This window comes from Sphingopyxis sp. YF1 (genome assembly GCF_022701295.1).
GTDB lineage: Bacteria > Pseudomonadota > Alphaproteobacteria > Sphingomonadales > Sphingomonadaceae > Sphingopyxis.
On sequence record NZ_CP033204.1, the window covers coordinates 2565788 to 2590503 of the forward strand.

The window sequence follows — 24716 nt, forward strand, 5'->3', positions numbered from 1 at the left end:
CGGCACGAGGCCCAAATCGGGGAAGCGCGCAGGGCTGAACTTTACTGAACTTTGAAAATGCCGCGCAGCCCTTGCGCCGACCCGGCCAACGCGGGACGACGAAACAAGGTCATGGCGGCTCCCCACCCCAACGCTGCCGTCAATCCTCGCCCCCGCGCACGCCTCACCCCAGCAGGCTCTTCGACGCCTGCTCGGTGGAGTCGCGCGACAGTCCCGGTTGGGCGAGGATGCGCTCGAGTTCGGCCTTCATCTTCGCGCCGCGCGCCTCGTCGAAACGCTTCCAGCGCCCCAGCGGCGGGATCATCCGCGCCGCGGTCTGCGGGTTTCTCGGATCGAGCGCGATGACGAGGTCGGCGATCAGCCGGTACCCCGCGCCATCGGCCTGGTGGAACGCCGCCTGATTGCCCGTCAGCGCGCCATAGAGCGATCGCACCCGGTTGGGGTTGGTCAGGGTGAAGTCGGGATGCTCACCCAGCGTCCGCACCGCGCCCACCGTGTCGGGGCGCAGCGACCAGGCCTGCACCTGGAACCATTTGTCGAGCACGAGCGGGTTGTCGCGATAGCGCTGGTAGAAGATGTCGAGCGCGGCCACCCGCTCGTCGCTGTCTCCATGCGCCAGTGTCGCGAGCGCGGCCTGCCGCTCGGTCATGCCGTCGGCGTCCGAGAAGATGCCGAACGCCAGCGCGGGCACGTCGGCGAACCCCGTCGCCGCCAGATAGGCGAGCGCGACACCGCGCAGACGGCGGCCGCCCTTGGCCTTGGGGCTCAGGTCGGTCGCGAGCGGGGCGGCGCCCGACAGCACCGCCCGCCATTCGTTTTCGAGCGCACGGCCGAGCGCCGTCTGCAACGCCAGCCGTTCGCGCCGGATCGCGTCAGGATCGACGATCACCATCTGGTCGCCGATAAAGGCTTCGCTCGGCAACAGCACCGCCTCGGCGACAAAGGCCGGATCGCCGGCGCGCCCGGTGAGCGTGCCCGCGACGGCATCGATGACCGCCGCATGATCGGCCTTTTCGCCCGACACCCCTGCAACCAGCGTGTCGAGCATCAGCTGCTGCAGCGCCTCGTAACGCGCGAACGGATCGTCGTCGTGCGCCGCAAGCCACGCGAGTTCGCCGGGAGCCCGGACATAATCGACGATCACCGGCGCCGAGAAACCGCGATTGACCGAAAGCGCCGGTCGCGCCGCGAAGCGCCCGAGCGCCACGCGCTGGCTCGCCCCGGTGAGCGTCACCAGCGTGTCGGCCATCGCCGCGCCGCTGCCGTCCATCGCAAAGGCGGCGAGGCGCAGCGGCATCATCATCGGCGCCTTTTCGGGCTGGCCCGGGGTCGGCGGCACCGTCTGCGCAACGTCGAGGAACCAGTCACCCCCCTCCTGGGCAAGCGACAGCGCCAGCCGCGGCGTCCCCGCCTGTTCGTACCAGCGGCGGAACTGCGACAGGTCGATATCGCCACCTTCTTCCATCGCGCGCACGAAATCCTCGCACGTCGCGGCCTCGCCGTCGTGGCGGTCGAAATAGAGGTCGGTGCCCTTGCGGAAGCGGTCAGGGCCAAGCAGCGTCGCCATCATGCGAATGATCTCGGCGCCCTTGTTATAGACGGTGGCGGTATAGAAGTTGCTGATCTCCTGGTAGGAGTCGGGGCGGATCGGGTGCGCGAGCGGTCCCGCGTCCTCCGGAAACTGCGCCGCGCGGAGCAGACGGACATCCTCGATCCGCTTGACCGGCGCCGACCCCATGTCGGCCGAAAAGCTCTGGTCGCGAAAGACGGTGAACCCCTCTTTCAAGCTCAGCTGGAACCAGTCGCGACAGGTGACGCGATTGCCCGACCAGTTGTGGAAATATTCGTGCGCGACCACCCCCTGCACGCCGTCATAGTCGAGGTCGGTCGCGGTATCGGCGTCCGCGAGAATGTAGCGCGTGTTGAAGACGTTGAGCCCCTTGTTCTCCATCGCCCCCATGTTGAAGTCGCTGACCGCGACGATGTTGAACAGGTCGAGGTCATATTCGCGGCCGTAGACGCGCTCGTCCCACGCCATACTGTCCTTGAGCGCCTGCATCGCATGCCCGGTGCGATCTTCGTCGCCCGCGCGAACCCAGATGCCGAGTTCGACCTCGCGCCCCGACATGGTGGTGAAGCGGTCGCGATTGACGACCAGATCGCCAGCGACGAGCGCAAAGAGATAGGAGGGCTTGGGCCAGGGATCTTCCCATAGCGCCCAGTGGCTGCCGCCCTCGCCATCCCCCTGCGCGACGCAATTGCCGTTCGACAGCAGGATCGGGAACAGCGCCTTGTCCCCCGACATGCGGACCCGATAGCGGCTGAGCACATCCGGGCGGTCGGGGTGGAAGGTGATGCGGCGGAAGCCCTCGGCCTCGCACTGGGTGCAGAGCATGGAATTCGACGCGTACAGCCCCATCAACTGCGTGTTGGCGCCGGGATCGATCAGCGTGTCGACCTCGACCGTCGCGGCGTCGCGCTCGCCCAGATCGACGATCAGATCGGGACCATCCATGCGCCAGTCGTTCCAGACCGCGCCATCGACGCGAACCTCCTGCACCGCGATACCGTCGCCGCGCAGCACCAGCGCCGCCGGGTTCGGAACCGCGCGCACCACCGACAGCGCGGCGGTCACGGCGGTCCGCTCGATCCCCAGCGCAAAGTCGAGCGCGATGTCGGGTACCTGCCATTCGGGCGGGCGATAATCGCCGCGATGGATCGTGACGGGAATGGCGGGGGTCGAGGAAGCGTCGGTCATATGCTCGTGAAACCCATTCTCTATGCTCTGCACCATAGCCCTGAGCCTGTCGAAGGGCGCCTCACCGCGAAGCGCCCTTCGACAGGCTCAGGGCTACGGAAATTGTCGATCACCCGGTCTAGGCTTGGGCCGCGCGCCGCGCAATAAGGCGCGCCATGGGACAGATGCTGATATTCGGAATGGGCTATGCCGCAGGCCACCTCGCGCGGCGGCTCGAGGCGCGCGGCTGGGACGTCACCGGCACGACGCGCGACGGGCGCGCGGGCAGTATCGCCTTTGCCGATGACGATTCCGTGCGCGCGGCGCTGCGCACGGCGACGCATATCCTGTCGTCGGTCCCGCCTGCCGACGGCACCGACCCCGTGCTCGCTCGCTATGGCGACGCGATCGCCCTCGCGCCTGCGACATGGACCGGCTACCTGTCCTCGACCGGGGTCTACGGCGATGCGCGCGGCGCGTGGATCGACGAGAGCGCACCGGTCCGGGGACGCCGCCCCGACCGCAACGCCGCCGACGCGGCCTGGACGGCGCTGCGCGGCGACATGCGCGTCTTCCGCCTGCCCGGCATCTACGGCCCGGGCCGCTCGATCCTCGACCGCATCGTCGAAGGCCGCGCGCACCGCATCGCCCTGCCCGGCCAGGTTTTCAGCCGCGTACACGTCGACGACATTGCCGGCGGCGTGATCGCCTCGTTCAGGGGTTCGGCGGGAGTCTATAATCTCGCCGACGACGAACCCTGTCACCAGAACCGGCTCGTGGAATGGGGCTGCGCGCGGCTCGGCGCGCCGCTGCCGCCGATGCAGACGCTCGATGAAGCCGGCTTGTCCCCTGCCGCGCGCGCCTTTTACGCCGAAAACCGCCGCGTCGCGAACGGCAAGGCACGGCGCCTGCTCGGCTGGACGCCCAAATATCCGACCTTTCGCGAGGGGCTGGCGGCCTGCGGCTAGGTCCCAAATCTCGTCATTGCGAGCGAAGCGAAGCAATCGAGGGCGGTTACCGCGCATTCTGGATGCCGCGCCGTTTCACTCCCCGCAAGGACAAGATTTTGATCAGATCAGCACATCCACCGTGTGGATCAGCACCCCCACCAGCCCGCCGACCAGCGTGCCGTTGATGCGGATATATTGCAGGTCGTCGCCGACCGCATTTTCCAGCCGGTCGGTGATCGTCTTCGCATCCCAGCCGCGGATCGTGTCGGAGACCAGCTTGAGCGCGGTCTCGCCATAGCTGTCGACCATGCCGACCACCGCGCGGCGCGCATAGCGGTTGAGCGTGCGCTTGATATGCGCATCCTCGCCCAGCATCGAACCGAATTGCGTAACCAGTTCGCCGATCCGCCCCGCCAGCATCGTGTCGGGGTTGCGCGCGGCCTTGAGCAGCGCGCCGCGCCCCTGTTCCCACAAACCGTCGAGCCAGCGCTTGACCGCCCTGTTCTCGAGCAGTTCGTCGCGGACCCGCGCGACCTTGGCCTGCACCTCGGGGTCGTGCTGGAGGTCGAGCGCCATCTTGGCGAGTCCTTCCTCGACGCGGATGCGCAGCGGGTGCGTCTCGTCGACCGCCATCTCGCTGAGCAGCTTCGACAGCCCCGCGACGATACGGTTCGAAATGCTCTCGTCGAGGCCGGTAAAGCGAACAATCGCATTGCTGTTGTCGTGGACCATCTGGTGGATCAGATGCTCGTTGAGTTCGAGCGTCTTCGATCCCCATTTGACCATCGCGTCGAGCAAGGGCTGGTGCCGCCCCTCGGCGAGCGCCGCCTGTAGCGCCTGCCCGAGCAGCGGCGCGACGTCGAGTTCGCGCAAGCGGTCGGCGATCGCCGACTTGACCATGCCGCCAAGCCGCTGCTGGTCGAGCGCGCCGAGCCCGTCGGCGATGATCCGCGACGCGCCGAGCCGGAGGCGCCCGCCGCCCTCGCCCGGTTCGGACAGGAATTTGCCGACCGCGCCCGCGACGTCGACGCTCTGCATCTTGCGCGCGATCAGCCGCGGCAGCAGGAAATTGGTCAGCAGGAAACGCGCGAGCGTGTCGCCGATGCGGTTCTTGTTGCGCGGCACGATCGCGGTGTGCGGGATCGGCAGCCCCATCGGGTGGCGGAACAACGCGGTGACCGCGAACCAGTCGGCGAGCCCGCCGACCATCGCCGCCTCGGCAAAGGCGCGCACGAAGCCGACCGCGGGGTGGACGTCCTGATAATATTTGGCGCCGACAAAGACGAGCGCCATGACGATGAGCATGCCCGTCGCGACGACGCGGACGTTGAGTCCGCCCGTCGGAACGGCAACGCCCACCCCCCGGCTGATGAGAGGGGGGTGGGCGTGTCCGGTATCAGCCTGCGGCGAAACGCTTTCCGTCATGACCCTCAAATGGCGTCACGGCGCAAAGGTTGCAACCGCGACGCGCCATTACTCGGCCGGGTGCGTCGCGGGTGCGCCATGCGGCCTCGTATCGTCGCCGTGCCGGTAGGTCAGCAGATTGCGCGAGAAGAAACGGCCGAGGCGTTTCTCGATGCTGTCGGCCAGACTGAAACCCGCCGGCACGATCAGCAAAGTCAGCAACGTCGACAGGAACAGCCCCCCGATCACCACCACCCCCATCGGCGCGCGCCATGCCCCGTCGCCCGACAGCGAGATCGCCGTCGGCACCATGCCTGCGACCATCGCGATCGTCGTCATGACGATCGGTTGCGCGCGCTTGCGCCCGGCGTCGAGCAGCGCCGCCCGCTTGGCGATACCATGATCCATCTCCTCGATCGCGAAGTCGACGAGCAGGATGGAGTTCTTGGCAACGATGCCGAGCAGCATCAGGATGCCGATATAGACGGGCATCGAGATTTCCATGCCGGCAACCCAGAGGCCGAGAAGGCCGCCGAGCGGCGCGAGCAGCAACGACGACATGTTGACCAGCGGCGAGAGGAAACGGCGGTAGAGCAGGACAAGCGTCGAGAAGACGAGCGCCAGCCCCGCGACGACCGCGATCACGAAGTTGATCGCCAGTTCCTCCATGAACTTCTGCTGGCCTTGCACGATCTTGCGGATGCCCTGCGGCATATTCTTGACCGAGGGGAGCGCGTCGATCTTTTCCTGCGCGTTGCTGGTCACCAGCCCCTTGGCGAGGTCGGCGCCGATGACGATGCGGCGCGTCTGGTTGTACCGGCGCAACTCGGTCGGCCCGGCGCCGAAGCTGATCTCTGCGACCGACTTCAGCGGAACCGTCGTCCCGCGCGTCGTCGGCACCGGCAGATTTTCCAGCGTCGCAAGGCTGCGGCGCGAATCTTCGGACAGCAGGACGCGGATCGGGATCTGGCGATCGGACAGCGAGAATTTCGCCGCATTCTGGTCAATGTCGCCCAGCGTCGCGATGCGGATCGTCTGGCTGAGCGCCGCGGTGGTGACACCAAGGTCGGCGGCAAGGTCCATGCGCGGATTTACGATGATCTCGGGGCGCGGAATGTCGCCTTCGATACGAACCGCGCGCAGTTCCTTGAGCGTGCTCATCTCCTTGACGATCTTGAGCGCGTGCTTCTCGAGCGCGACCGGATCGTCGCCGCCGATGATGAAGCTGATGTCGCGACCCGAAAAACCGCCGGCCTGGCTCTGGAACGACACGCGGGCATCGGGGATGGCCGCCATCTCGGGCTGCAGATTGCGTTCCCAGTCGACGCTGCTCGTCTCGCGCGCCTTCTTCAGCGTGATATAGACGCTACCGCCGCCCACATTGACGTCGTAGAAGGCGTTCTCGACATTCTTGTCGGCCTCCAGGATCGCATTGATCTGGTTCGATATCACCTCGCTCTGCGCCAGCGTCGAGCCCGGCGGCAGTTCATAGGTGATCTGGCTGTAGTCGCTGTTGATCGTCGGCTGGAACTGGCTGGGCAGCGTCATGAACAGTATGATGCTCCACACGAATGCTGCCACACCGATCCCGACGATCCACACGCGATGGTCGAACAGCCGCGCATAGGCACGCTGGAGCATGAATTTCGCCCAATGGGTGAAGGCCCAGCGGCGCATTCCGGCTGCATAGGCCAGCGCGCCCAGAAGGATGGACAGCAGCGCACTCAGCAGAAAGGCGACCAGCGTCGCGGCCGGCGTCGCCAGCAGGAAGTGTATCGCCGCATTCGGCGCGCTCCCTCCGACCGGCACCGGCTGGAAATACATCATCGTCATCGCGACCAGCGCGGCCGCCGCGACCAGGAAGGCCGGGATCAGAAAGGTCAGCCGCGTTGCCGTCGCCTCGAAGCGTGCGCGCACATTCTTGTGCTTGCTGTCGTCGAGCGTCCAGCGCAGCACATTTTCGTAGCGGTCGACCCACGGCCCCGAGGCATGCTCCTGTTCGCCCTGCGCCGACAGGAAATACGCCGCAATCATCGGCGTGATCATGCGCGCGACCGCGAGACTGACCAGCACCGCAAAGACGACCGTCATCCCGAACTGGATGAAGAACTGCCCCGACACGCCGGGCATCAGCGCGACCGGCAGGAAGACCGCGACGATCGACATCGTCGTTGCGACCACTGCGAGGCCGATTTCGTCGGCGGCGTCGATCGACGCCTGATAGGCGGTCTTGCCCATGCGCATGTGCCGGACGATATTCTCGATCTCGACGATCGCGTCGTCGACGAGCACCCCCGCGACAAGGCTCAGCGCGAGCAGCGACAGGCCGTTCAGCGAAAAGCCCATCATGTCCATGAACCAGAAGGTCGGGATCGCCGACAACGGGATCGCGAGCGCCGAGATCATCGTCGCGCGCCAGTCGCGCAGGAACAGGAAGACGACGACCACCGCGAGGATCGCGCCCTCGATCATCGCGGCCATCGAGCTGCGATATTGTTCCTTGGTATATTCGGTGCGCGTGAACAGGATCTTGAAATTGACCTTGGGGTTGTTCTTCTTGATCTCGGCCAGCTTCTTCATCGCCTCGTCGTGGACGGTGACGTCCGACGAGCCCTTGGCCTTTTCGATCGAGAAGGACAGCACCTGCCGGCCCTTGATCTTGGCGAGGTTGCGCTGTTCGGCATAGCCATCGGTGACCGTCGCGACGTCGCTGAGCCGAATCGTGCGGCCGTTGCCGAGCGACAGCTGGTAGTTGCCGAGCTGGTTCGCGGTACCGGCGTTGCCGAGCACGCGCACCGCCTGTTCGGACCCGGCGATTTCGGTGCGCCCGCCCGCGGCGTTGACGTTGACCTGACGCAGCTGCTGGTTGATCTGGCTTGCGGTCACGCCATAGCTTTGCATGCGCGCGGGATCGAGGATGACGCGGATCTCGCGGTCGACCCCGCCCGACCGGCGCACGCGCGCCATGCCGGGGATCGACAGAAGGTCCTTGGCGACCGTGTTGTCGACGAACCACGACAGCTGTTCGAGCGTCATGTCGGTCGCCTCGACCGCGAAATAGGTGATCGGTCCGCCGGCGAAATCGACGCGGACCACCTGCGGCTCGAGGATGCCGTCGGGCAGGTCGCTGCGGATCTGCTGAACCGCCTGGTTGACGTCGTTATAGGCGCGGTCGATCGGGGTGCCGATCGCGAACTGCACCATCGTGCTGCTGCTGCCTTCGCCGACATAGGAGGACATGTCCTCGACGCCGCTGACCGCGCGCACCGCGGCCTCGACGCGCTGGGTGACCTGTGTCTCGAGCTCGGTCGGCGCGGCGCCCGGCTGCGATACCAGCACCTGCACCGCCGGGAATTCGACGTCGGGATTGTCGTTGACGTCCATGCGGTTGAAACTGACGATACCCGCCAGCAGCAGCAGCGCGAACAGGACGATCGGCGGCACCGGATTGCGGATGCACCAGGCGGAAATGTTGCGGAAGCTCATGGTTCAAACGCCCTTGTGCGCAGGTCCGATATTCGAATGGATCAGTCCGACGCCTTCTGAAGCACCGGCTTGACCGTGTCGCCGGGGTTCAGGAAGGCTCCGGCCAGCACGACCACGCGCTCGTTGCCGTTCAGGCCCGATGCGATGGCGACGCCGGCGTCGGACACCGACCCGACCTTGACCGCGCGGCGCTCGACCTTGTTGTCCTTGCCGACGACCAGCACGAAGCTGCCTTCGGGGCCGCTCTGTACCGCGCTTTCGGGGAGCAGCGGCGCTTCGGCCGATCCCGAGATCAGCCGCGCGTCGGCGAAGCCGCCGGGACGCAGGACCGCCGTATAGGGGATCGCGATGCGCACGGTGCCCTGACGCGTGTCGGGATTGATGACCGGCGACACCTGCCAGATCTGGCCTGCGATGTTGAGGCTCGTCCCGACCGGCGTCACCGTTGCACGGGTACCCACGGCGACGCGCTGCAAATCGGCTTCGGCCAGTTGCGCCAGCATTTCCATCTCGCCGCCCTTCGCCATGCGGAAGAGCACACCGCTGCCCGCACCGACGATCTGGCCGGGCTCGACCTGCCGCGTGAGCACCAGCCCCGCCGCCGGAGCGACGATGTTGAGCCGTCCGTTGCGCGCGCGCGCTTCGGCATATTGCGCCTGCGCGACGCGGACGCGCGCATTGGCGGCGTCGCGCGTGGCGCGCTTGCGGTCCATATCGGCCTTGGAAATGAAGCCGCGGCCGACCAGTGCCTCGGCGCGTTCGAGCTCGGCCTGTGCGAGGCTCGCATCGGCCTGCGACACCCGGATCGAGGCGGCGAGCGCCTCGGCCTGCTGGGTCTGGACCGACCGGTCGATCACCGCGAGCGTCTGCCCCGCGCCGACCCATTGGCCGGGTTCGACCAGAACGCGCACCACCTGGCCGCCTTCACCTGCAACGCCGACGGGCATCTCGCGGCGCGCGGCAATCGTGCCGTTCGCCGCAATCTCGGCCTGCACCGACTGCTTGCCCGGGATCACCACGGTGATGTTCGGAACGCTCTGTGTCGACTCGCCGCCAGCGCCGGTACCGCCCGCAGTCGCCGCGCCGTCACCCTTGCCCGCCGAAAAGGCGAACCATGCGGCGGCAAGCGCGAGCGCGATCAGCACGACCGCGATGATCAGCCGCGTCCGGCGCCGCCGGTTGTCGGCTTCTTCGTAATAGCTCTGCGTCGTGCCCGCCAGGCTGTCCATCGATCCCACTTTCCGCTCGTAGTTCACGCCAATTCCTCGGCGCCGGCATGCACGGGCCTTTGCGACCCTTGCCCCCTCGTTTCACCAGACGGAATCCCCTCCGCCTTTCCGTGGTGTATTATCGAATTAGATCACCACTGACAAGGGGGATCGAACCGGCCTCCGGACCACTCCAATGCGGCGCGACCGGCACCGCCTTGCGGTGCATGTCTCACCTCGCAACGAAAAAGCGGCCGGCTCGCGCCGACCGCTCTTCAAACCGGGTCCGTACCGGACCGTTGCGCCGCGTCAGCGAACGCGACCGCGTCGCACCAGATTGACGATCGCGAGCAGAATGATCGCGCCGACGAACGCGGTCAGAAGCGTCCGCCAGTCGAACGCGTCGCCGCGCAGATGACCGCCACCGATCAACCCGCCGAGCAGGAGCCGGCCGAGAATCGAACCGATGCAGCCGACGATGATGTTCAGGAAGATGCCCTGCTGCGCGTCGGTGCGCATCACAATGCTGGCAAGCCAACCGATGATACCGCCGACGATGATGGCAATGATGAAATCGATCATAACTTTGACCCCCTTGCGATCATTGGGACGCCTGACGTTGCAGGCCGATGGAAGTTAAACCAGTTCAGTCCGATACACTAGTGAATTGGCTACACTAGTGAATTGGCACATGTCAGCGGACGCTGCCGCGGCGGAACAGGTTGATGATGCCCAGCAGCACGACGGCACCGATGAACGCCCAGAGCAGGCCGATCGGATTGAAGGTGCTGAGGTCGGCGCCCATGCCGAACATGCCGCCGAGGATGTTGCCGAGGAACGCGCCGACGATGCCGACGACGATGTTGAGAATGATGCCCTGCTGCGCGTCGGTGCGCATGACGATGCTGGCGAGCCAGCCGATGATGCCGCCGACGATCAACGTGATGATGATACCCATGACAGACTCCCTTCTCGCCCGGCGCCGCAACGTGCAGGCCGGTTGGTTTTCGGCAACGCGCGGTCGCGTCCGAATGTCGTTTTGCCGATGTCAGCACAATGCGATGAGGGCGAAAAAGGTTCCCGGCCCGCCCCGAAAGGCGCGGCCGGGATAGTGGGATCAGCTCCGATCGGGGAACTGTTCCGGGTCGCAGCGCCGAGATAGCCGGCGGCGCACACCCAGGGTGTGATGGCCATCACAGGCTGTCCTTTTTTCGCACAGAGGCGCCGTCGCGACCGATCGCGCGACAGCGCCGGACGGCATGTCGGCTTGGGGCGGGCAAACCGCCATGGCCTTCCGTCTCCCGGGTTGGATCCGGTCGGCGCAAGGGCCGCGCGGCCTTCCAAAGTTCAATAAAGGTCAGCCCTGTGCGCTTCCCCGATTGGGGCTTCGCGCCGGACTGGAGGCGCCCGAGCCGGGGCGCCGTGGCCGCATTGGCAAGCCGGGCCGCGACCGCTTTTATTCTCCAAATGAAAGCGTCCGACGAAGGACGACACAGCCGGATAATATAGGAAAGGCCTATTTGCAGGCGATGTCCGTCTTGGAGTGGGAAGCTGCGGATTGAGCGACGAACCGGTTTCCCCTCCCGCGTGCGGGAGGGGCAGCGAGGCTTGCCAGCTTGCTGGTTAGCCGCAGCGGGGTGGGCCATCGCGACGCCGCTGCCCACCCCCGACCCCTCCCGCAAGCGGGAGGGGAGAAGAATGGCCGCCTCCGGTCGAAATCGGACCTTCGTCCGCCTGAAGCAGAACCGCGACGAGGCCAAAGCACAAGGATAACGCGGAAACTGCGCTTCGCCCGAACGCGGCCGCGCAAACGAAATGGGGGCCGGCATCGCTGCCAACCCCCACTATCCGGCGTCCTCCCGGCCCAGCCTGCCAAGACCCCATCCCGGTCCGCTTCTCTTGCGATCGGCGGCCCGCAAAACGCGATCTGCGGCACAGTCCGGAGCTACCCGGCGATGGTTTGGTCGGCCCCCTTTCGGGGGCCGGCCGCACCTGGAAAGCCCTTCATCATCTCTTCGCTGCGTCTGCCGAAGCATCTGCCGTCCGAGCGATGGACTGCATTTCCTGTCCCGATCGGGTTCGCCTCAACTCGTGGGAATCGCTGCGTTCCGTGATCAGGCTATCGTTCGATGTCCTCGCTGGTCCGGTCCGTTCTCTTCCGGCTGGTCTTGCAACCAACCCTGTTGTCCCGGTGGTCCGACGTCTCTCTCGTCCGATGATTGAAAGCTGTCATGAAGCGCGCGCGACACCAAGCGAAAACGCACGAAAAACACGCCAAAACCGCTACCGACTGTGGATAAGTCCGGCATTAGCAACAAGCGGATTCGCTGCAGCATTTTTGTAACAGCAGTGCAGCATTTTCGGATTCGCCGCAGCACGCCCGCCGCACGGCGCACGCCCGCGACTCGGCCTCGGGCGTCCGCGACTCAGGCGCGGCCGAGGTCGCCCTTGCCCACCGTGCCCGATGCCATTTCGAGCATCCGGTCGAGGCTCTTCTTCGCGCCGAGGCGCAATTCCTCGTCCATCTCGATCCGCGGTTCGAGATCGCGCAGCGCAAGGTAGAGCTTCTCCATCGTGTTCAGCGCCATATAGGGGCAGATGTTGCAGTTGCAGTTGCCGTCGGCCCCGGGCGCGCCGATGAAATTCTTCTCGGGCAGCGCCTTTTCCATCTGGTGGATGATGTGCGGCTCGGTCGCGACGATCAGCGTGTCGCCGTCGAAGGTCTTCGCGAACTGCAGGATGCCGCTCGTCGAGCCGACATAATCGGCATGGTCGACGATATAGGGCGGGCATTCGGGGTGCGCCGCGACCGGAGCGCCCGGGTGCTGCGCCTTCAGCTTGAGCAATTCGGTCTCGCTGAACGCCTCGTGCACGATGCAAACCCCCGGCCACAGCAGCATGTCGCGGCCGAACTTGCGGTTCATATAGCCGCCGAGGTGGCGGTCGGGGCCAAAGATGATCTTCTGGTCAGCGGGAATCTGGCTGATGATCGTCTCGGCGCTCGACGAGGTGACGATGATGTCGGAGAGCGCCTTCACCGCCGCCGAGCAGTTGATGTAGGTCAGCGCGATATGGTCGGGATGCTGCGCGCGGAACCGCGCGAACTGTTCGGGCGGGCAACTGTCCTCCAGCGAACAGCCCGCGTCCATGTCCGGCAGCACGACGATCTTTTCGGGGCTCAGGATCTTTGCGGTCTCGGCCATGAACTTGACCCCGCAAAAGGCGATCACGTCGGCGTCGGTCTCTGCAGCCTTGCGCGACAGCTCGAGCGAATCGCCAACAAAGTCGGCAAGATCCTGAATCTCGGGTTTCTGGTAATAATGCGCGAGGATGACGGCATTGCGTTCCTTGCGCAGGCGGTCGATTTCAGCGCGCAGGTCGAGGCCCGAGAGATTCTCGCGGATGGGAGCAGTCATCGCTTTGTCCTTATGTGGCTTTTGCCTTGGGCGCCCCTCTACACCGCACCCGGCGGCAGGGCAAACCCGATGCTAGCCACCGGTCAGCCGTTCCGCGAGCGCGACGACGGGGGGCGTCGTCGCAAGCAGCGATATGGCGATGCGCGTCGCGATGACAACCGCCGCGACGATCCAGGTCGCGCGGTGCACCTGCCCCAGCGTGCGCCGGTCATAGGCCGCGACGATCACGACCACCGCGAGTTGCCCCAGCGCGACCGCGGGTTCGGCCCACGGCCCCATGATCGGGATCGGCAGCAGCCGGCCGAGCGCGGGTTCGAGGATGATGATCGTCGCCCCGATCATCAACCGCCGGTGCGAGTCGGTCGTCCGGCGGCGGCGGATTGCCGACCAGACCATCGCGCCGAACACGATCGATTCGGTCGCGGTCAGGGCCAGGAAATAGGGCGGCGCGAAAAAAGGCGGAAAACGGTGCAGCGCCAGCGCCGCACAGCCCGTGAAGATGCCGAGCAGCACGATGAAGGCGGCAAGTCCGCCGCCGATCCGGCCGAGCCGGCGGTGCTGCGCCATGTCGCCCCGCATCGCGAGCATCGGCTGGACGATCAACAGCCCCAGCCAGGCGAGCATCGCCGCCCCCTGCAGGTGCACCCACCAGGGCGCCGCGACCGGGTCGGCGAAGCCGCGCAGCGCGAACTGCACGAAACCCAGGATGATGAAGATGGCGAGCCCGATCGCCAGCCGCTGCCAGAAGCGCTCGACGCGCCCCGCACCCGTCATTGCCGTCGCCATGCCAATCCCCCTCGGCCCGGTTCCGATGCGCCTGACTAGCGCAGCGATGCCCGGCGGGAAAGATGGTTCAGCGCGCCGGCTCCGACGCGAAACGCGCGGTCACCTTCGCGTCGATCCCCGCCGCGCGGAGCGGCATCGCGAAACTCTGTTCGATCGCATTGCGCGCCGCGGTCTGTGCGAGGCGCATCGGGGTCGCCCCCTTCGCCTGCTTGATCAGCTCTTCCTGCGCCGCCTTGCGGTTCGCGGCGTCGAGCGTCTTTTCGGCGTCGGTCAGGGTCAGCAGGATCATTCCGCCCTGAAATTCGCTGATCGCGTCGATGTCGATCTCGGGGCCCGCAAGGCGCAGCGGCGGCAGCGTCACGGTCAGCGCGTTCGTCGCCGCATCCCAGTCGAGGTCCGACGGCTTCAACTTCGCGAGGTCGAGTTCGTAGCGCACCGTTCCCGGCATGATCAGCGTCTTTTTCGCCTCGAGCCCCAGCCGGCTCTGCGTCGAGGTCACCACCGCGACGTAGCGCGCGGTAAAGGGCACCAGCACATTCTGTTCCTGCAACCCCTGCAGGCTCGCCGCGACGACGGTTTCGGGTTCGTAGCCGCGCTGCCAGTCCTGCCAGGCGCGCCAGCCGAGGAAGAGCGCGGCCGCAAGCACCGCGACCAGCGCGACGCGGAACAGCCCCTTGCTCATGCGACGCTCATGCGACGAGCCGCCATTGCTCGTCGTCGCGCGCGACGCGGCCGCGCGCCTCAAGGTCGAGCAGGTGCGCCAGCACCGAGCGTCCGGCAGCGCCGGTCAGGCGCGGGTCGAGCCCCCTGTACATATGCTGCACCATGTCGGAGATGACGCTTGTGCCCTTTTCGAGTTCCCGCAGAATCTGCCGCTCACGCTGCTTGCGATGGCCGAGCATGCCGCGCACCAGCTGTTTCGGCTTGCTCACCGCCGGACCGTGCGCCGGATAATAGACGCGATCGTCGCGCTCATAGAGCTTGGCAAGCGACGCCATATAGGCTGCCATGTCGCCGTCGGGCGGGCTGACGACGCTCGTCGACCACGCCATGACATGATCGCCGGTGAACAGCGCGCCGCTCTCCGGCAGCGCGAAGCAGAGGTGGTTCGACGTATGCCCCGGGGTCGCGACCGCCTCGATCGTCCAGCCGTCGCCCGAAATCCGCTCGCCGTCGGCCAGCACGCGGTCGGGGGCATAGTCGGGGTCGAACGCCGAATCGGCGCGCGGGCCGTCGTCGGAAAGGGCGAGCGGGGCGCAGCCGATGATCGGCGCGCCGGTCACTTCCTTCAGCGGCCGCGCGGCGGGGCTGTGGTCGCGGTGGGTGTGCGTGCACAGGATCGCCGCGACGCGCTGGCCTTCGACCGCGCGCAAAATCGCGTCGACATGCCCCTGCCCGTTCGCGTCGGGCGGATCGCCGATACTCATCCCGCTGCCCGTCGGGCCCGGATCGATCACCGCGACGTCGGCGCCCGCGCCGACGATCCACGTCTGGGTACCGGTGAAGGTATAGGGCGACGGGTTGGGCGCGAGCACGCGCCGCACCAGCGGCTCGTGCTGCTCGCAATCGCCCGCGCGAATGCTGTCGGGCCAGGGCTTTTCGTCGCTCATCGCCGCGCGCGCCCTATTCGGCGCGCGTCGGGATTCCGGTCATCAGCTGGTGCAGTTCGCCCGCTTCCCACATTTCCATCATGATGTCGGAGCCGCCTATGAACTCGCCCTTCACATACAGCTGGGGGATCGTCGGCCAGTCGGAATAGTCCTTGATGCCCTGGCGGATTTCCATGTCCTGCAGCACGTCGACGGTGTCATATTCGACCCCGAGGCGGTCGAGCATCGCGATCGCGCGCGACGAAAAGCCGCACTGCGGGAAAAGCGGTGTGCCCTTCATGAACAGCAGCACGGGGTGATCGGCGACCAGCTTGGCGATGCGGTCGTTGGTGGCTTCGGTCATGTCCTGTCTCCGATGGGGCGCCATCGCGCCCGAAAATCCCTCTCGCCCCTATGAAGGGACGGCGGTGGTCAATTGCAAGGCATGAAGTTCGCCGCCCATGCGGCCACCGAGCGCGGCATAGACCGCCTTGTGCCGTGCGACGCGCGTCATGCCGCGAAATGCCTCGCTCACGATATGCGCCGCATAATGATCATTGTCGCCCGCAAGGTCGGTGATCGTCACCGCGGCATCGGGAAAGGCCGCGACGATCATCGCCCGCAGGTCGGATTCGGCCATGCCCATCGCGTGCGCCCCGCCCCGTGGTCAGAGCGTGTCGATGAACTGGCGGCGCGCCTCGACGGTCTTTTCGCCCAGCGCCTCGCGAATTTCCGCGTCGCTGATCTCGACCCCCGCGGCGGTCAGGTCGCCCGCGAGCTTGCGGATCACGTCCTCGTCGCCCGCTTCTTCGAAATCGGCCTGGACGACCGCCTTGGCATAGGCGTCGGTTTCTTCGGGGGTCAGCCCCATGCGCGCGGCCGCCCATTCGCCGACGAGCCGGTTGCGCCGCGCGGTGATGCGGAACTGCACCTCCTGGTCGCGGGCGAACTTCGCCTCATATGCCTTTTCGCGATCGTCGAATGTGCTCATCTTGTCCTCGCCGGAATTAACCCAATGCCTCGCAGATAGGTCGCCGGGCGGTGCGGCGCAAGGCACCTGTGCCCCAGATCACTTCCCTTTTTCATCCGAAGGGTTTAGGGTTCACGGCAACGGTTATGGGTCGTACCGCAGCAACGAATGACTGCGCCTTGCCGCCATAGAGCTGCCGGGTGCCCTGATGCCTGCTTTGGGGGATTACGACGATGACCGCTCGACGTCCGTATGCGCTGACGACTCTGGGGGCCCTGGTTCTGGGCCTTCCCGCGGTCGCAGCGGCGCAGGAAGTACAGGACCCGACATTGCGCGACCGTTTCGCGATCGGCGACAAGGGCGGGTCGCTGTGCGAGGTCCAGGCGACGGTGCGCGACCCCGTGATCACCGGCATGTTCGACCGCGCGTGGACCATCCTGTGCCGCGATGCGAGCCAGCCGGTCGGCTATGTTCGCATGCTGCGCGCCACCCCGGCCGACGCGGCGGCGCGGATCGAGCGCGCCCGCGGCGCGTCGATCGTCTGCGCCGGGCCCGAACGCTGCACCGTCAAGGACAGCGACGTCGCGTGGACCACCCGCATCGAGTCCGCCGGCAATACCGCTTACACGGTCGAGGGTTTTTCCGCCTATGACGATGCGCTGACGCTTGCGCTCGAATCGATCCGGCGGCGCAAGGTCGCGTCGGGGGTCATCGACGTCGCGACCACCTCGGTCGGCGGCAACGACGGCTTTGCGCGCACGCTTGCGGGAGCGATCGATGTCGACCGCGCGCTCGCGGAGGGGTATCGCCGCAACCACAGCGGCGACTATGCCGAAGCCGCCGAATTTTTCGAGGCGCTGTCGCGCCGCGCGCTCGAGGAGCAGGCTGCGGCGGGCATCGACCCGACCGAATTCACCCTCAACCGCGCGCTCCAGAAATCGAACCTCGGCGAATTCCCCGAAGCCGAACGCCTGTTCGCCGAGGTCGAGGCGATCCCGACCGCCGACCCCGTCCAGCTGCGCCTGCGCCGCAATTTTCGTGCAATCCACGCGCTCAACCAGCGCGACTATGACGGCGCCGCCGCGATACTGACGACACCGATCGCCCCGCTCACCGGCGCGGTCACGGTCACGGACGGCGCGGTGACGCTGACCCCGGAAATCGTCGCCGGGGTGAACAGTGGCAGCGGCGCCCGCGCCATCCGCCAGACGTCCGACGACGAGCGGCTGACCCCGCTCGAACGCGCGCAGATCATCGATGCGCAGGCGGTCCACCTGCTCGGCACGGTCGAACGGCTGCGCGGCAATGCCGCGGCGGCGAAGGCCGCGCAGATCAAAGGACTGGCCGATGCCGTGGCGGTGCGCGAAGGCCGCGTCACCTCGATCATCCGGCTGCGCTCGCAGATGCTCGGCGAACTCGCTCTCGCCGAGGAGGCGTCGGGCGACAGCGCCGCCGCCGACGCGCGTTTCCTCGAATCGGTCAATGCGCTTGCGATCGAATATCCCGAAACCAACGCCCTCGCCTCGGCGCGGGCCCGCTACGCGGCTTTCCTGACCCGCCAGGGCCGCAACAACGAAGCGCTGACCATCTATCGCGCGGTCGTCGGCGCGCTCGCGGGATCGCAGCGCTCGACGACCGGCATGGCCAACATGATGGCGCCTTATTACCGGCTGCTCGCCGAACGGTCCGCCACCGATCCGGCCGCGATCGGCGACTTCTTCGTCGCAAGCCAGCTTCAGGTACGCCCCGGCGTTGCCGACACGCAGGCGGTGCTCGCGCGCGAATTGTCGAGCGGAAGCGACGAAGGCGCGCGCCTCTTCCGCCAGGCCACGACGCTGAACCGCGACATCGAACGCGCGCGGATCGAGGACGCCCGCCTCGCGCAATTGCCCGAAGCCCCCGAAATCGACACGCTGCGTGCCGACTTGAAGACGCGGCTCGACAATCTCGGTTTCCAGCAGGCCGAAACCGTCGCCCGGCTCTCGGCCTTTCCGCAATATCGCGTCGTCGCCCCCGGCAAGCTCGACCTCGCCGAACTGCAACAGGCGCTCCGCCCCGACGAAGCCTATCTCAAGATGCTCGTCGTCGGCGACGCGGTCTATGCGATGCTGATCGACCCCGCCGGCGCGAAACTGTGGCGCGCTGGACTCTCTGCGTCCCAACTCGACACCGCGGTCGACAGCATCCGGTCGACCATCTCGATCGTCGAGGGCGGGCGCCGGGTGACCTATCCCTTCGACGCCGCCACCGCGCGCAGCCTCTATACCGGACTGTTCGCTCCGGTCGCCGACCGGCTGCCGACGACGCCGCATCTGATTTTCGAACCCGACGGCGCCATGCTGCGCCTGCCGATCAATCTGCTGATCACCGCCGACACCGGCCTCGACGAATATGAAGCCAAGCTGCTCGACCCCGAAGCCGATGCCTTCGACATGCGCCGCATCGCATGGCTCGGACGCGCGACGCGGCCGAGCACCGCGGTCTCGGCGCTCGCCTTTCGCAACGCGCGACAGGCCCCGCCGTCGAAGGCAACGAACCAGTATTTCGGGCTCGGCCACAACCAGCCGGTCGGCACCGTCCTGCCGTCGCTCGGCACCCGCGGCGCCGCGGGAGGGATCGACGGCAGCTGCCAGTGGGATCTCGCCCAGTGGAACCGGCCGATCTCCGCCGACGAACTCACCACCGCGCGCAGCGCGATGGGCGACGCGTCGGCGGCGCTGCTCACCGGTGGCGCCTTCACCGATACCGCGGTCAAGGCGCGCGGCGACCTCAACGATTATCGCATCATCCATTTCGCGACCCACGGGCTCGTCACCGCGCCGCGCCCCTCCTGCCCCGCGCGTCCCGCGCTCGTCACCTCGTTCGGCGACCGCGATTCGGACGGGCTGCTGACTTTTCAGGAAATCTACGATCTCAAGATCGACGCCGATCTGGTCATCCTGTCGGCGTGCGACACGGCGGGCGCAGCGTCGATCGGCGCGACGCGCGAAGCGGGTCTCGCCAGCGGCGGCGGCAACGCACTCGACGGGCTGGTCCGCGCCTTCATCGGCGCCGGCGGCCGCTCGGTGATCGCCAGCCACTGGCCCGCCCCCGACGATTTCGACGCGACCAAGCGGCTGATCGGCGGGCTGTTCGCGGCGCAGCAGGGCGAAAGCGTCGCCGACGCGCTGTGGGCGACGCAGGTACGGCTGATGGACGATAAACAGACATCGCACCCCTATTACTGGGCGGGTTTCGCGATCATCGGCGACGGCGCGCAGGCGCTGCTGCACGCCGGCCCCGCCGCCGTCACGGCACAGGCCGGCGAAACGACGGGCCGCGCCGCGCGCTGACCCGATGACCGACGCCCCGGCAACCGCGACAGAGGCGCCGCCCGACCGGCCCGCCGCCGTGCCGCTGCGCAAGCAGCTGCGGCGCCTGGCGACGCAGCTCGGCCCGGCGCGCATGGCGACGACGATCCTGTTCCTGCTCGTCGCGGTGTTCATCGCGCGGATGAGCTGGCAATTGCCGCTCGCGGGCGACGCCGAACGCGCGCTCTACGACAGCCGCGCGACGCTGATGGCCCCGCACGTCAGCCAGGACCCGCGGATCGTCATGGTCACCTACAATGACGAGACTTTGTTCAACACGGGCATCCGCTCGCCGCTCGACCGCACCTTGCTGACCCACGCGCTCGCCAACATCGACGCGATGGGGGCAAAGGCGATCGGCATCGACATCCTCTTTGATTCGCCGCGGCCCGACGACGACGCGCTCAAGGCGCAGCTGCGCGCGATGCGGACGCCGACCTGGCTCGCCTACGTCACGCAGGACAGCAACCCCAACACCATCTATTTCGAACAGCAGAAATTCCTCGAATCCTTCCTCACCGACGTCACCACCGACCGAACGCGGCCGACGAGCGTCCGGCTGATGGCGACCGACGACGGCGTCGTGCGCAACTGGCCCGACCGGCCCAAAGGCCTGCCCCCGCTGATGGCCAACGCGCTGGCGCCGGTCGATCCCGCGCACGCCGACTATCAGGGCAATATCCGCTTTCTGATGCCCGAACGCGCGACCGCGGATCAGGAGGAACCGGTGTTCGCCAACATCCCGATCGACACCTTCGCGGTGCCGATGGATGCCGAAACGCGCGCCGGCTTCGCCGAACTGGTCCGCGGGCGATACGTGCTGATCGGCGGCGACATCATCGACAACGACCAGTTCAGCACCCCGCTCAGCCGCCTGCCCGACCTTCAGTCGGGCGAACGCGAGACGATGATCGGGCTCGAGGTCCACGCGCACATGCTGGCGCAGCAGCTCGACGGCGCCTGGTCGCGGCCGGTGCCCGGCTGGGGACTGTGGCTGCTCGCGCTGCTCGTCGTGATCGCGGGCGGGATCACCAGCCTCGTCGACCTCAAGGCGCGCTGGGTGATCCTGATCTTCGCGCTCCAGATGGTCTTCTTCCTCGCCTACCCCTTCTGGCTGCAAAAGATCGGGGTCGACACGACGAACCTGCCCGCCTTCGGCCAGGCGCTCGGCTGGCTGTTCGGGTTCGTCGCGGTCGGCAGCGCGGCGCGGACGATCGGCTCGCGCCAGCGCGCCTTCGCGCAATCGGCGCTCGGCAAATATCTGCCTGCCGATGTCGCGGCGCAGATCATGCGCGACCCCGAACAATTGTCGCTGCACGGCGAACGCCGCAACATCTTCTGCGTCTTCACCGATCTCGAGGGCTTCACCAAGTTGAGCCACGCGACGACCCCGGAAACCGTGGCGCGACTGCTCAACGAATATCTCGACCGCCTCTCCGACGTCGTGCTCGCGCACGGCGGCACGATCGACAAGTTCGTCGGCGACGCGGTCGTCGCGTTCTGGGGGGCTCCGCTCAGCCGCCCCGACGACGGCCCGCAGGCGGCGGCCGCGGCGCTCGCCATGTACCGGGCGGGCGAGAAATTCCGCGTCGACCTTGCCGCCGCCGACGTGCCGCCGCTCGGCATGACGCGCGTCGGGCTGCACGTCGGCGACGCGATCGTCGGCAATTTCGGCGGCGAAGGCCGCATCCAGTATACCGCGCTCGGCGACAGCATGAACACCGCCTCGCGGCTCGAGGCGGCGAACAAGAGCCTCAAGACCGGGGTTCTGATCTCGGCCGAGGCCGCGGCGCGCGCCGGCCGCGACGATCTGGTGCCGATGGGCCGCGTCACCCTGCGCGGCCGCGCGCAGCCCGTCGACGTCTTCACCCCGCGCCCCGACCTGTCGGCGGAGCAGCGCGCGCGGATCGCCGAAATGGTTGCCGCGCACGCCGCGGGCGATAAAAATGTCTTTGTGACCTGTGCCACAGCGCTGGCCGGGGAATTCAGTCAGGAACCATCCATCATGTTCTTGATAGAACGATTGAACGAGACCGAAGAAGGAGCGAGCTATGTCCTGTCCTGATTTCCGGATCGGCCGGCTGGGATTGACCACCGCGGCCGCCTGTATCGCCATCGCCGTCGCCGGCGCCGCCGCGGCGCAGTCGATGGTCGTCCGGTCGACGGGGCCGTCGGCGACCAAATATCCGACCGGCACCAAATTCAAGGCGGGCGACCGCGTGACGCTGGTCGCGGGCGACAAGCTGGTGCTGATCCAGAGCGGCAAGACGCGCACGCTCAGCGGCGCCGGCACCTTCAACGCCAGCGGCGTCGTGCAGGTCAGCCAGTCGATGGGGTCGACGGTGTCGCGCATGATCGCGAAAAAGCCGCCGCTGCAATCGCGCGCCGGAGCCTCGCGCGGCCCGGGCGAAATCGAACCCGCCTATGTCCGTGCGCCCAACCTCTGGCTGCTCGACTATCGCGAGGGCGGCACCTTCTGCGTCGCCGACCCCGCCGCGCTGCTGCTGTGGCGTCCCGACGCGAGCACCGGCACGATCGTCACGGTCGAAGGCGCGGGCAAGACCGGCCGCGCCGAACTCAAAGCGGATTCGCAGTTCAAGCGCTGGCCCGCCGACGTGCCGCTGCAATATGGCGTCGATTATCGCTTCTCGGGCGGCGGGCTCGCCGCGCCGGTAACGATACGCTTCACCCCGCTCGAAACCCTCCCCGAAACCCCCGACGCCTCGGCCGACATCCTGACCGCAAAGGGCTGCACGCCGCAGCTCGACCGGCTGGTCGATGCGTTGCAGGATCCCGCGTCGGCAACGGGATGAATGGAGCCGGGCGGGCATTGAACCGACCCCATCCATCTGATAATAATGGAATGAAAAGCCGCCACACGAGCGGCAAATCCTTTCCTTGGGTCGAAAATTCGCGCAGTCGTCATCGCGACTGGGCATGATGAATGGACCGCGCGGCGACACCGCCGGGCGGGATCGAGGGCAAGGGGTGACGATGAACGTCAAGGGGTATCGGAAGCAGGCGGGCCTCGCCCGTCCGACGCGGCGTGGGCTGAGGGGAGCGCTCGCCGGCCCCGGACTGTTACTGGCGGCGCTTCCCGCCGCGGCGCACGCGCAGGTCGCGACCCCGCAGATCCCGACGCGCGAGGAAATCCAGCGCCCCGCCCCGCTCCAGGCACCGTCCCCGGCCGAACAGATCGTCACCGCCGACGACGCGATCGAGCGCGCGCCCTGCCCGCTCGCCAACCCCGAATTCGCGGCGATCCGCATCACGCTGCGCGGCGTCGAATTTTCGGACGTCGCGGGGATCGACCGGACAATGCTCGACCCGGCCTGGCGCGATCGCGTCGGGCAGGATCTGCCGATCGCCGCCGTGTGCGACATCCGCGACCGCGCGGCGACGATCCTGCGCGCGAAGGGCTATCTGGCTGCGGTGCGCGTGCCGCCGCAGACGATCGGCGACGGCATCGTCAAGCTCGACATCCTCGCGGCGCGGATGAGCCGGATCGAGGTGCGCGGCGATGCCGGCGCCAGCGAGGGCCTGCTCCAGCGCTATCTGTCGCACCTTGGCGACCAGCCGGTGTTCAACATCATCGACGCCGAGCGCTATCTGCTGCTCGCGCGCGATATCCCGGGCCTGTCGGCGCGGCTGACGCTGCGCCCCGGCGCGGTCCCCGGCGAGGTCGTCGGCGAAGTGACGGTCGACCGCACCGCCGCGATTTTCGACGCCAATGTCCAGAATTTCGGGTCGAAGGACGTCGGCCGCTGGGGCGGCATAGTGCGTGCGCGCATCCCCGGCCTGACCGGCATGGGCGACCTCACCACGGTCAGCTTCTATTCGACCCCCGATTTCGACGAACAGAATGTCGCGCAGGTCGCGCATGAATTCCGCGTCGGCGACGAGGGGCTGAAATTCGGCGGCAGCTTCACCTACGCCTGGACACGGCCCGACGTCGCCGCGCTGCCGATCAAGTCGGAAACGCAGGTGATCGGCCTGTACGCATCCTATCCACTCGTACTCACCCAGGCGCACCAGGTCACGGTCACCGGCGGGCTCGACCTGATCAACCAGGACATCGGGCTCGGCGCCGCGGCGCTCAACCGCGACCGGCTGCGCGTGTTCAACCTGCGCGCCGATGCCAGCTGGACCGACCCCGCGTCGGTCGCCGGGCGCGGCGGCTTCAGCCCCGCCGAACCGCGCTGGTTCTTCGGCACCTCGGTCGAGGCGCGGCAGGGTGTGAAATTCCTCGGTGCCAGCGACGATTGCGGCCCGACCGGCGCCGCCTGTTTCCTGCCCGGCGCGATCCCGCTGTCGCGCATCGAGGGCAAACCCGACGCCTTCCTCGTGCGCGCGAACGCGCTCGCCGAATGGCGTCCGGCCAAGAATTTCACCTTGTCGGCGGCGCCGCGCGCGCAATGGGCGAGCGACCCGCTGCTCGCCTACGAGGAATTTTCGGGGGGCAATTTCACCATCGGGCGCGGCTTCGACCCCGGCACGGTGATCGGCGACAGCGGCGTCGCGGTGTCGCTCGAGGCGCGCTACGGCTCGCTCATTCCGCGAAACCGCCAAAGCCTCGCCCTCCAGCCCTTCGCCTTCTTCGACGCCGCCTGGGTGTGGAACAAGGACAGCGCCTTCGCCGGGTTCAACCCGCAAAAACTCTACTCGGCCGGCGGCGGGCTCCGCCTTGCCTATGGCGACATCGGGCGGATCGACATGACGGTCGCGGTGCCGCTCAACCGCGCGGGTTTCCTGCCGCAAAAACCCGACCCGCGCTTCCTCCTCTCCTTCACCACCCAGTTCGGCGTGCGGGCACGCTGACA

Annotated in this window: 18 protein-coding genes; 5 read left to right on the plus strand and 13 right to left on the minus strand. The window is 67.3% G+C overall.

Translation table 11 applies throughout. The features are described from left to right. Window positions 1-163: 163 nt before the first annotated feature. A complete protein-coding gene (gene pepN, locus EAO27_RS12555; protein ID WP_242770179.1) occupies window positions 164-2758 on the minus strand; it encodes an aminopeptidase N in 2595 nt (864 codons plus the stop codon). Window positions 2759-2913: 155 nt separating this feature from the next. Between pepN and EAO27_RS12560 the strand changes: the two genes are divergently transcribed. Continuing rightward, complete coding sequence (locus EAO27_RS12560) at window positions 2914-3705, plus strand: SDR family NAD(P)-dependent oxidoreductase (protein ID WP_242770182.1); 792 nt, start codon at window positions 2914-2916, stop codon at window positions 3703-3705. A gap of 102 nt (window positions 3706-3807) precedes the next feature. On the opposite strand, the gene EAO27_RS12565 is transcribed toward EAO27_RS12560, so the two are convergent. The 12 genes from EAO27_RS12565 to EAO27_RS12620 form a co-directional block, all read right to left on the minus strand. Then, a complete protein-coding gene (locus EAO27_RS12565) occupies window positions 3808-4992 on the minus strand; it encodes a DUF445 domain-containing protein (RefSeq protein WP_242780584.1) in 1185 nt (394 codons plus the stop codon). 168 nt (window positions 4993-5160) lie between these two features. After that, window positions 5161-8577, minus strand: coding sequence for an efflux RND transporter permease subunit (locus tag EAO27_RS12570; protein WP_242770185.1), 3417 nt, complete (start codon window positions 8575-8577; stop codon window positions 5161-5163). Between the two features lie 41 nt (window positions 8578-8618). After that, window positions 8619-9806: an efflux RND transporter periplasmic adaptor subunit gene (locus tag EAO27_RS12575; protein WP_242770187.1), complete on the minus strand. Its 1188-nt coding sequence runs from the start codon at window positions 9804-9806 to the stop codon at window positions 8619-8621. A 288-nt stretch (window positions 9807-10094) separates the two neighbouring features. Then, window positions 10095-10367 (minus strand): GlsB/YeaQ/YmgE family stress response membrane protein, encoded by a 273-nt coding sequence (locus EAO27_RS12580; RefSeq protein ID WP_242770190.1) that lies wholly within the window; start codon window positions 10365-10367, stop codon window positions 10095-10097. A 112-nt stretch (window positions 10368-10479) separates the two neighbouring features. Beyond that, entirely contained in the window at window positions 10480-10743 is a 264-nt protein-coding gene (locus tag EAO27_RS12585) for a GlsB/YeaQ/YmgE family stress response membrane protein (RefSeq protein ID WP_242770193.1), read from the minus strand. Between the two features lie 1468 nt (window positions 10744-12211). Beyond that, window positions 12212-13201, minus strand: a complete 990-nt coding sequence (nadA, locus tag EAO27_RS12590) for a quinolinate synthase NadA (protein ID WP_242770196.1) — start codon at window positions 13199-13201, stop codon at window positions 12212-12214. Window positions 13202-13273: 72 nt separating this feature from the next. Next, complete coding sequence (locus tag EAO27_RS12595; RefSeq protein ID WP_242770199.1) at window positions 13274-13987, minus strand: adenylate cyclase; 714 nt, start codon at window positions 13985-13987, stop codon at window positions 13274-13276. 67 nt (window positions 13988-14054) lie between these two features. Continuing rightward, window positions 14055-14669 (minus strand): DUF4230 domain-containing protein, encoded by a 615-nt coding sequence (locus EAO27_RS12600; RefSeq protein ID WP_242770202.1) that lies wholly within the window; start codon window positions 14667-14669, stop codon window positions 14055-14057. A gap of 7 nt (window positions 14670-14676) precedes the next feature. Further along, window positions 14677-15597: an MBL fold metallo-hydrolase gene (locus EAO27_RS12605; protein ID WP_242770205.1), complete on the minus strand. Its 921-nt coding sequence runs from the start codon at window positions 15595-15597 to the stop codon at window positions 14677-14679. A gap of 13 nt (window positions 15598-15610) precedes the next feature. After that, a complete protein-coding gene (gene grxD, locus EAO27_RS12610; protein WP_242770207.1) occupies window positions 15611-15940 on the minus strand; it encodes a Grx4 family monothiol glutaredoxin in 330 nt (109 codons plus the stop codon). Window positions 15941-15988: 48 nt separating this feature from the next. Then, window positions 15989-16222 carry a BolA family transcriptional regulator gene (locus EAO27_RS12615; RefSeq protein ID WP_242770210.1) on the minus strand — a complete coding sequence of 78 codons (234 nt, stop codon included), beginning with the start codon at window positions 16220-16222 and terminating at the stop codon, window positions 15989-15991. A 21-nt stretch (window positions 16223-16243) separates the two neighbouring features. Beyond that, entirely contained in the window at window positions 16244-16567 is a 324-nt protein-coding gene (locus EAO27_RS12620; protein ID WP_242770213.1) for a DUF1476 domain-containing protein, read from the minus strand. A gap of 212 nt (window positions 16568-16779) precedes the next feature. Between EAO27_RS12620 and EAO27_RS12625 the strand changes: the two genes are divergently transcribed. From EAO27_RS12625 to EAO27_RS12640, 4 genes are all read left to right on the plus strand, one after another. After that, window positions 16780-19878, plus strand: a complete 3099-nt coding sequence (locus EAO27_RS12625) for a CHAT domain-containing protein (RefSeq protein WP_242770215.1) — start codon at window positions 16780-16782, stop codon at window positions 19876-19878. A gap of 4 nt (window positions 19879-19882) precedes the next feature. Then, window positions 19883-21961, plus strand: a complete 2079-nt coding sequence (locus EAO27_RS12630; RefSeq protein WP_242770217.1) for an adenylate/guanylate cyclase domain-containing protein — start codon at window positions 19883-19885, stop codon at window positions 21959-21961. Further along, window positions 21948-22709, plus strand: a complete 762-nt coding sequence (locus EAO27_RS12635) for a hypothetical protein (protein ID WP_242770219.1) — start codon at window positions 21948-21950, stop codon at window positions 22707-22709. The genes EAO27_RS12630 and EAO27_RS12635 overlap by 14 nt, the downstream gene beginning before the upstream one ends. Window positions 22710-22890: 181 nt before the next feature. Continuing rightward, window positions 22891-24714 carry a ShlB/FhaC/HecB family hemolysin secretion/activation protein gene (locus EAO27_RS12640; protein ID WP_242770221.1) on the plus strand — a complete coding sequence of 608 codons (1824 nt, stop codon included), beginning with the start codon at window positions 22891-22893 and terminating at the stop codon, window positions 24712-24714. The last annotated feature ends 2 nt before the right edge of the window (window positions 24715-24716 follow it).

Bases quoted from the DNA above. Each gene is read 5' to 3' on its own strand.
- EAO27_RS12575 (WP_242770187.1), bottom strand. From the start codon at position 9,806: ATGGACAGCCTGGCGGGCACGACGCAGAGCTATTACGAAGAAGCCGAC.
- EAO27_RS12600 (WP_242770202.1), bottom strand. From the start codon at position 14,669: ATGAGCAAGGGGCTGTTCCGCGTCGCGCTGGTCGCGGTGCTTGCGGCC.
- EAO27_RS12635 (WP_242770219.1), top strand. From the start codon at position 21,948: ATGTCCTGTCCTGATTTCCGGATCGGCCGGCTGGGATTGACCACCGCG.
- EAO27_RS12625 (WP_242770215.1), top strand. From the start codon at position 16,780: ATGACCGCTCGACGTCCGTATGCGCTGACGACTCTGGGGGCCCTGGTT.
- EAO27_RS12615 (WP_242770210.1), bottom strand. From the start codon at position 16,222: ATGGGCATGGCCGAATCCGACCTGCGGGCGATGATCGTCGCGGCCTTT.
- EAO27_RS12585 (WP_242770193.1), bottom strand. From the start codon at position 10,743: ATGGGTATCATCATCACGTTGATCGTCGGCGGCATCATCGGCTGGCTC.
- grxD (WP_242770207.1), bottom strand. From the start codon at position 15,940: ATGACCGAAGCCACCAACGACCGCATCGCCAAGCTGGTCGCCGATCAC.
- EAO27_RS12560 (WP_242770182.1), top strand. From the start codon at position 2,914: ATGGGACAGATGCTGATATTCGGAATGGGCTATGCCGCAGGCCACCTC.
- EAO27_RS12595 (WP_242770199.1), bottom strand. From the start codon at position 13,987: ATGGCGACGGCAATGACGGGTGCGGGGCGCGTCGAGCGCTTCTGGCAG.
- EAO27_RS12580 (WP_242770190.1), bottom strand. From the start codon at position 10,367: ATGATCGATTTCATCATTGCCATCATCGTCGGCGGTATCATCGGTTGG.
- pepN (WP_242770179.1), bottom strand. From the start codon at position 2,758: ATGACCGACGCTTCCTCGACCCCCGCCATTCCCGTCACGATCCATCGC.
- EAO27_RS12640 (WP_242770221.1), top strand. From the start codon at position 22,891: ATGAACGTCAAGGGGTATCGGAAGCAGGCGGGCCTCGCCCGTCCGACG.
- EAO27_RS12570 (WP_242770185.1), bottom strand. From the start codon at position 8,577: ATGAGCTTCCGCAACATTTCCGCCTGGTGCATCCGCAATCCGGTGCCG.
- EAO27_RS12620 (WP_242770213.1), bottom strand. From the start codon at position 16,567: ATGAGCACATTCGACGATCGCGAAAAGGCATATGAGGCGAAGTTCGCC.
- EAO27_RS12630 (WP_242770217.1), top strand. From the start codon at position 19,883: ATGACCGACGCCCCGGCAACCGCGACAGAGGCGCCGCCCGACCGGCCC.
- EAO27_RS12565 (WP_242780584.1), bottom strand. From the start codon at position 4,992: ATGCTCATCGTCATGGCGCTCGTCTTTGTCGGCGCCAAATATTATCAG.
- nadA (WP_242770196.1), bottom strand. From the start codon at position 13,201: ATGACTGCTCCCATCCGCGAGAATCTCTCGGGCCTCGACCTGCGCGCT.
- EAO27_RS12605 (WP_242770205.1), bottom strand. From the start codon at position 15,597: ATGAGCGACGAAAAGCCCTGGCCCGACAGCATTCGCGCGGGCGATTGC.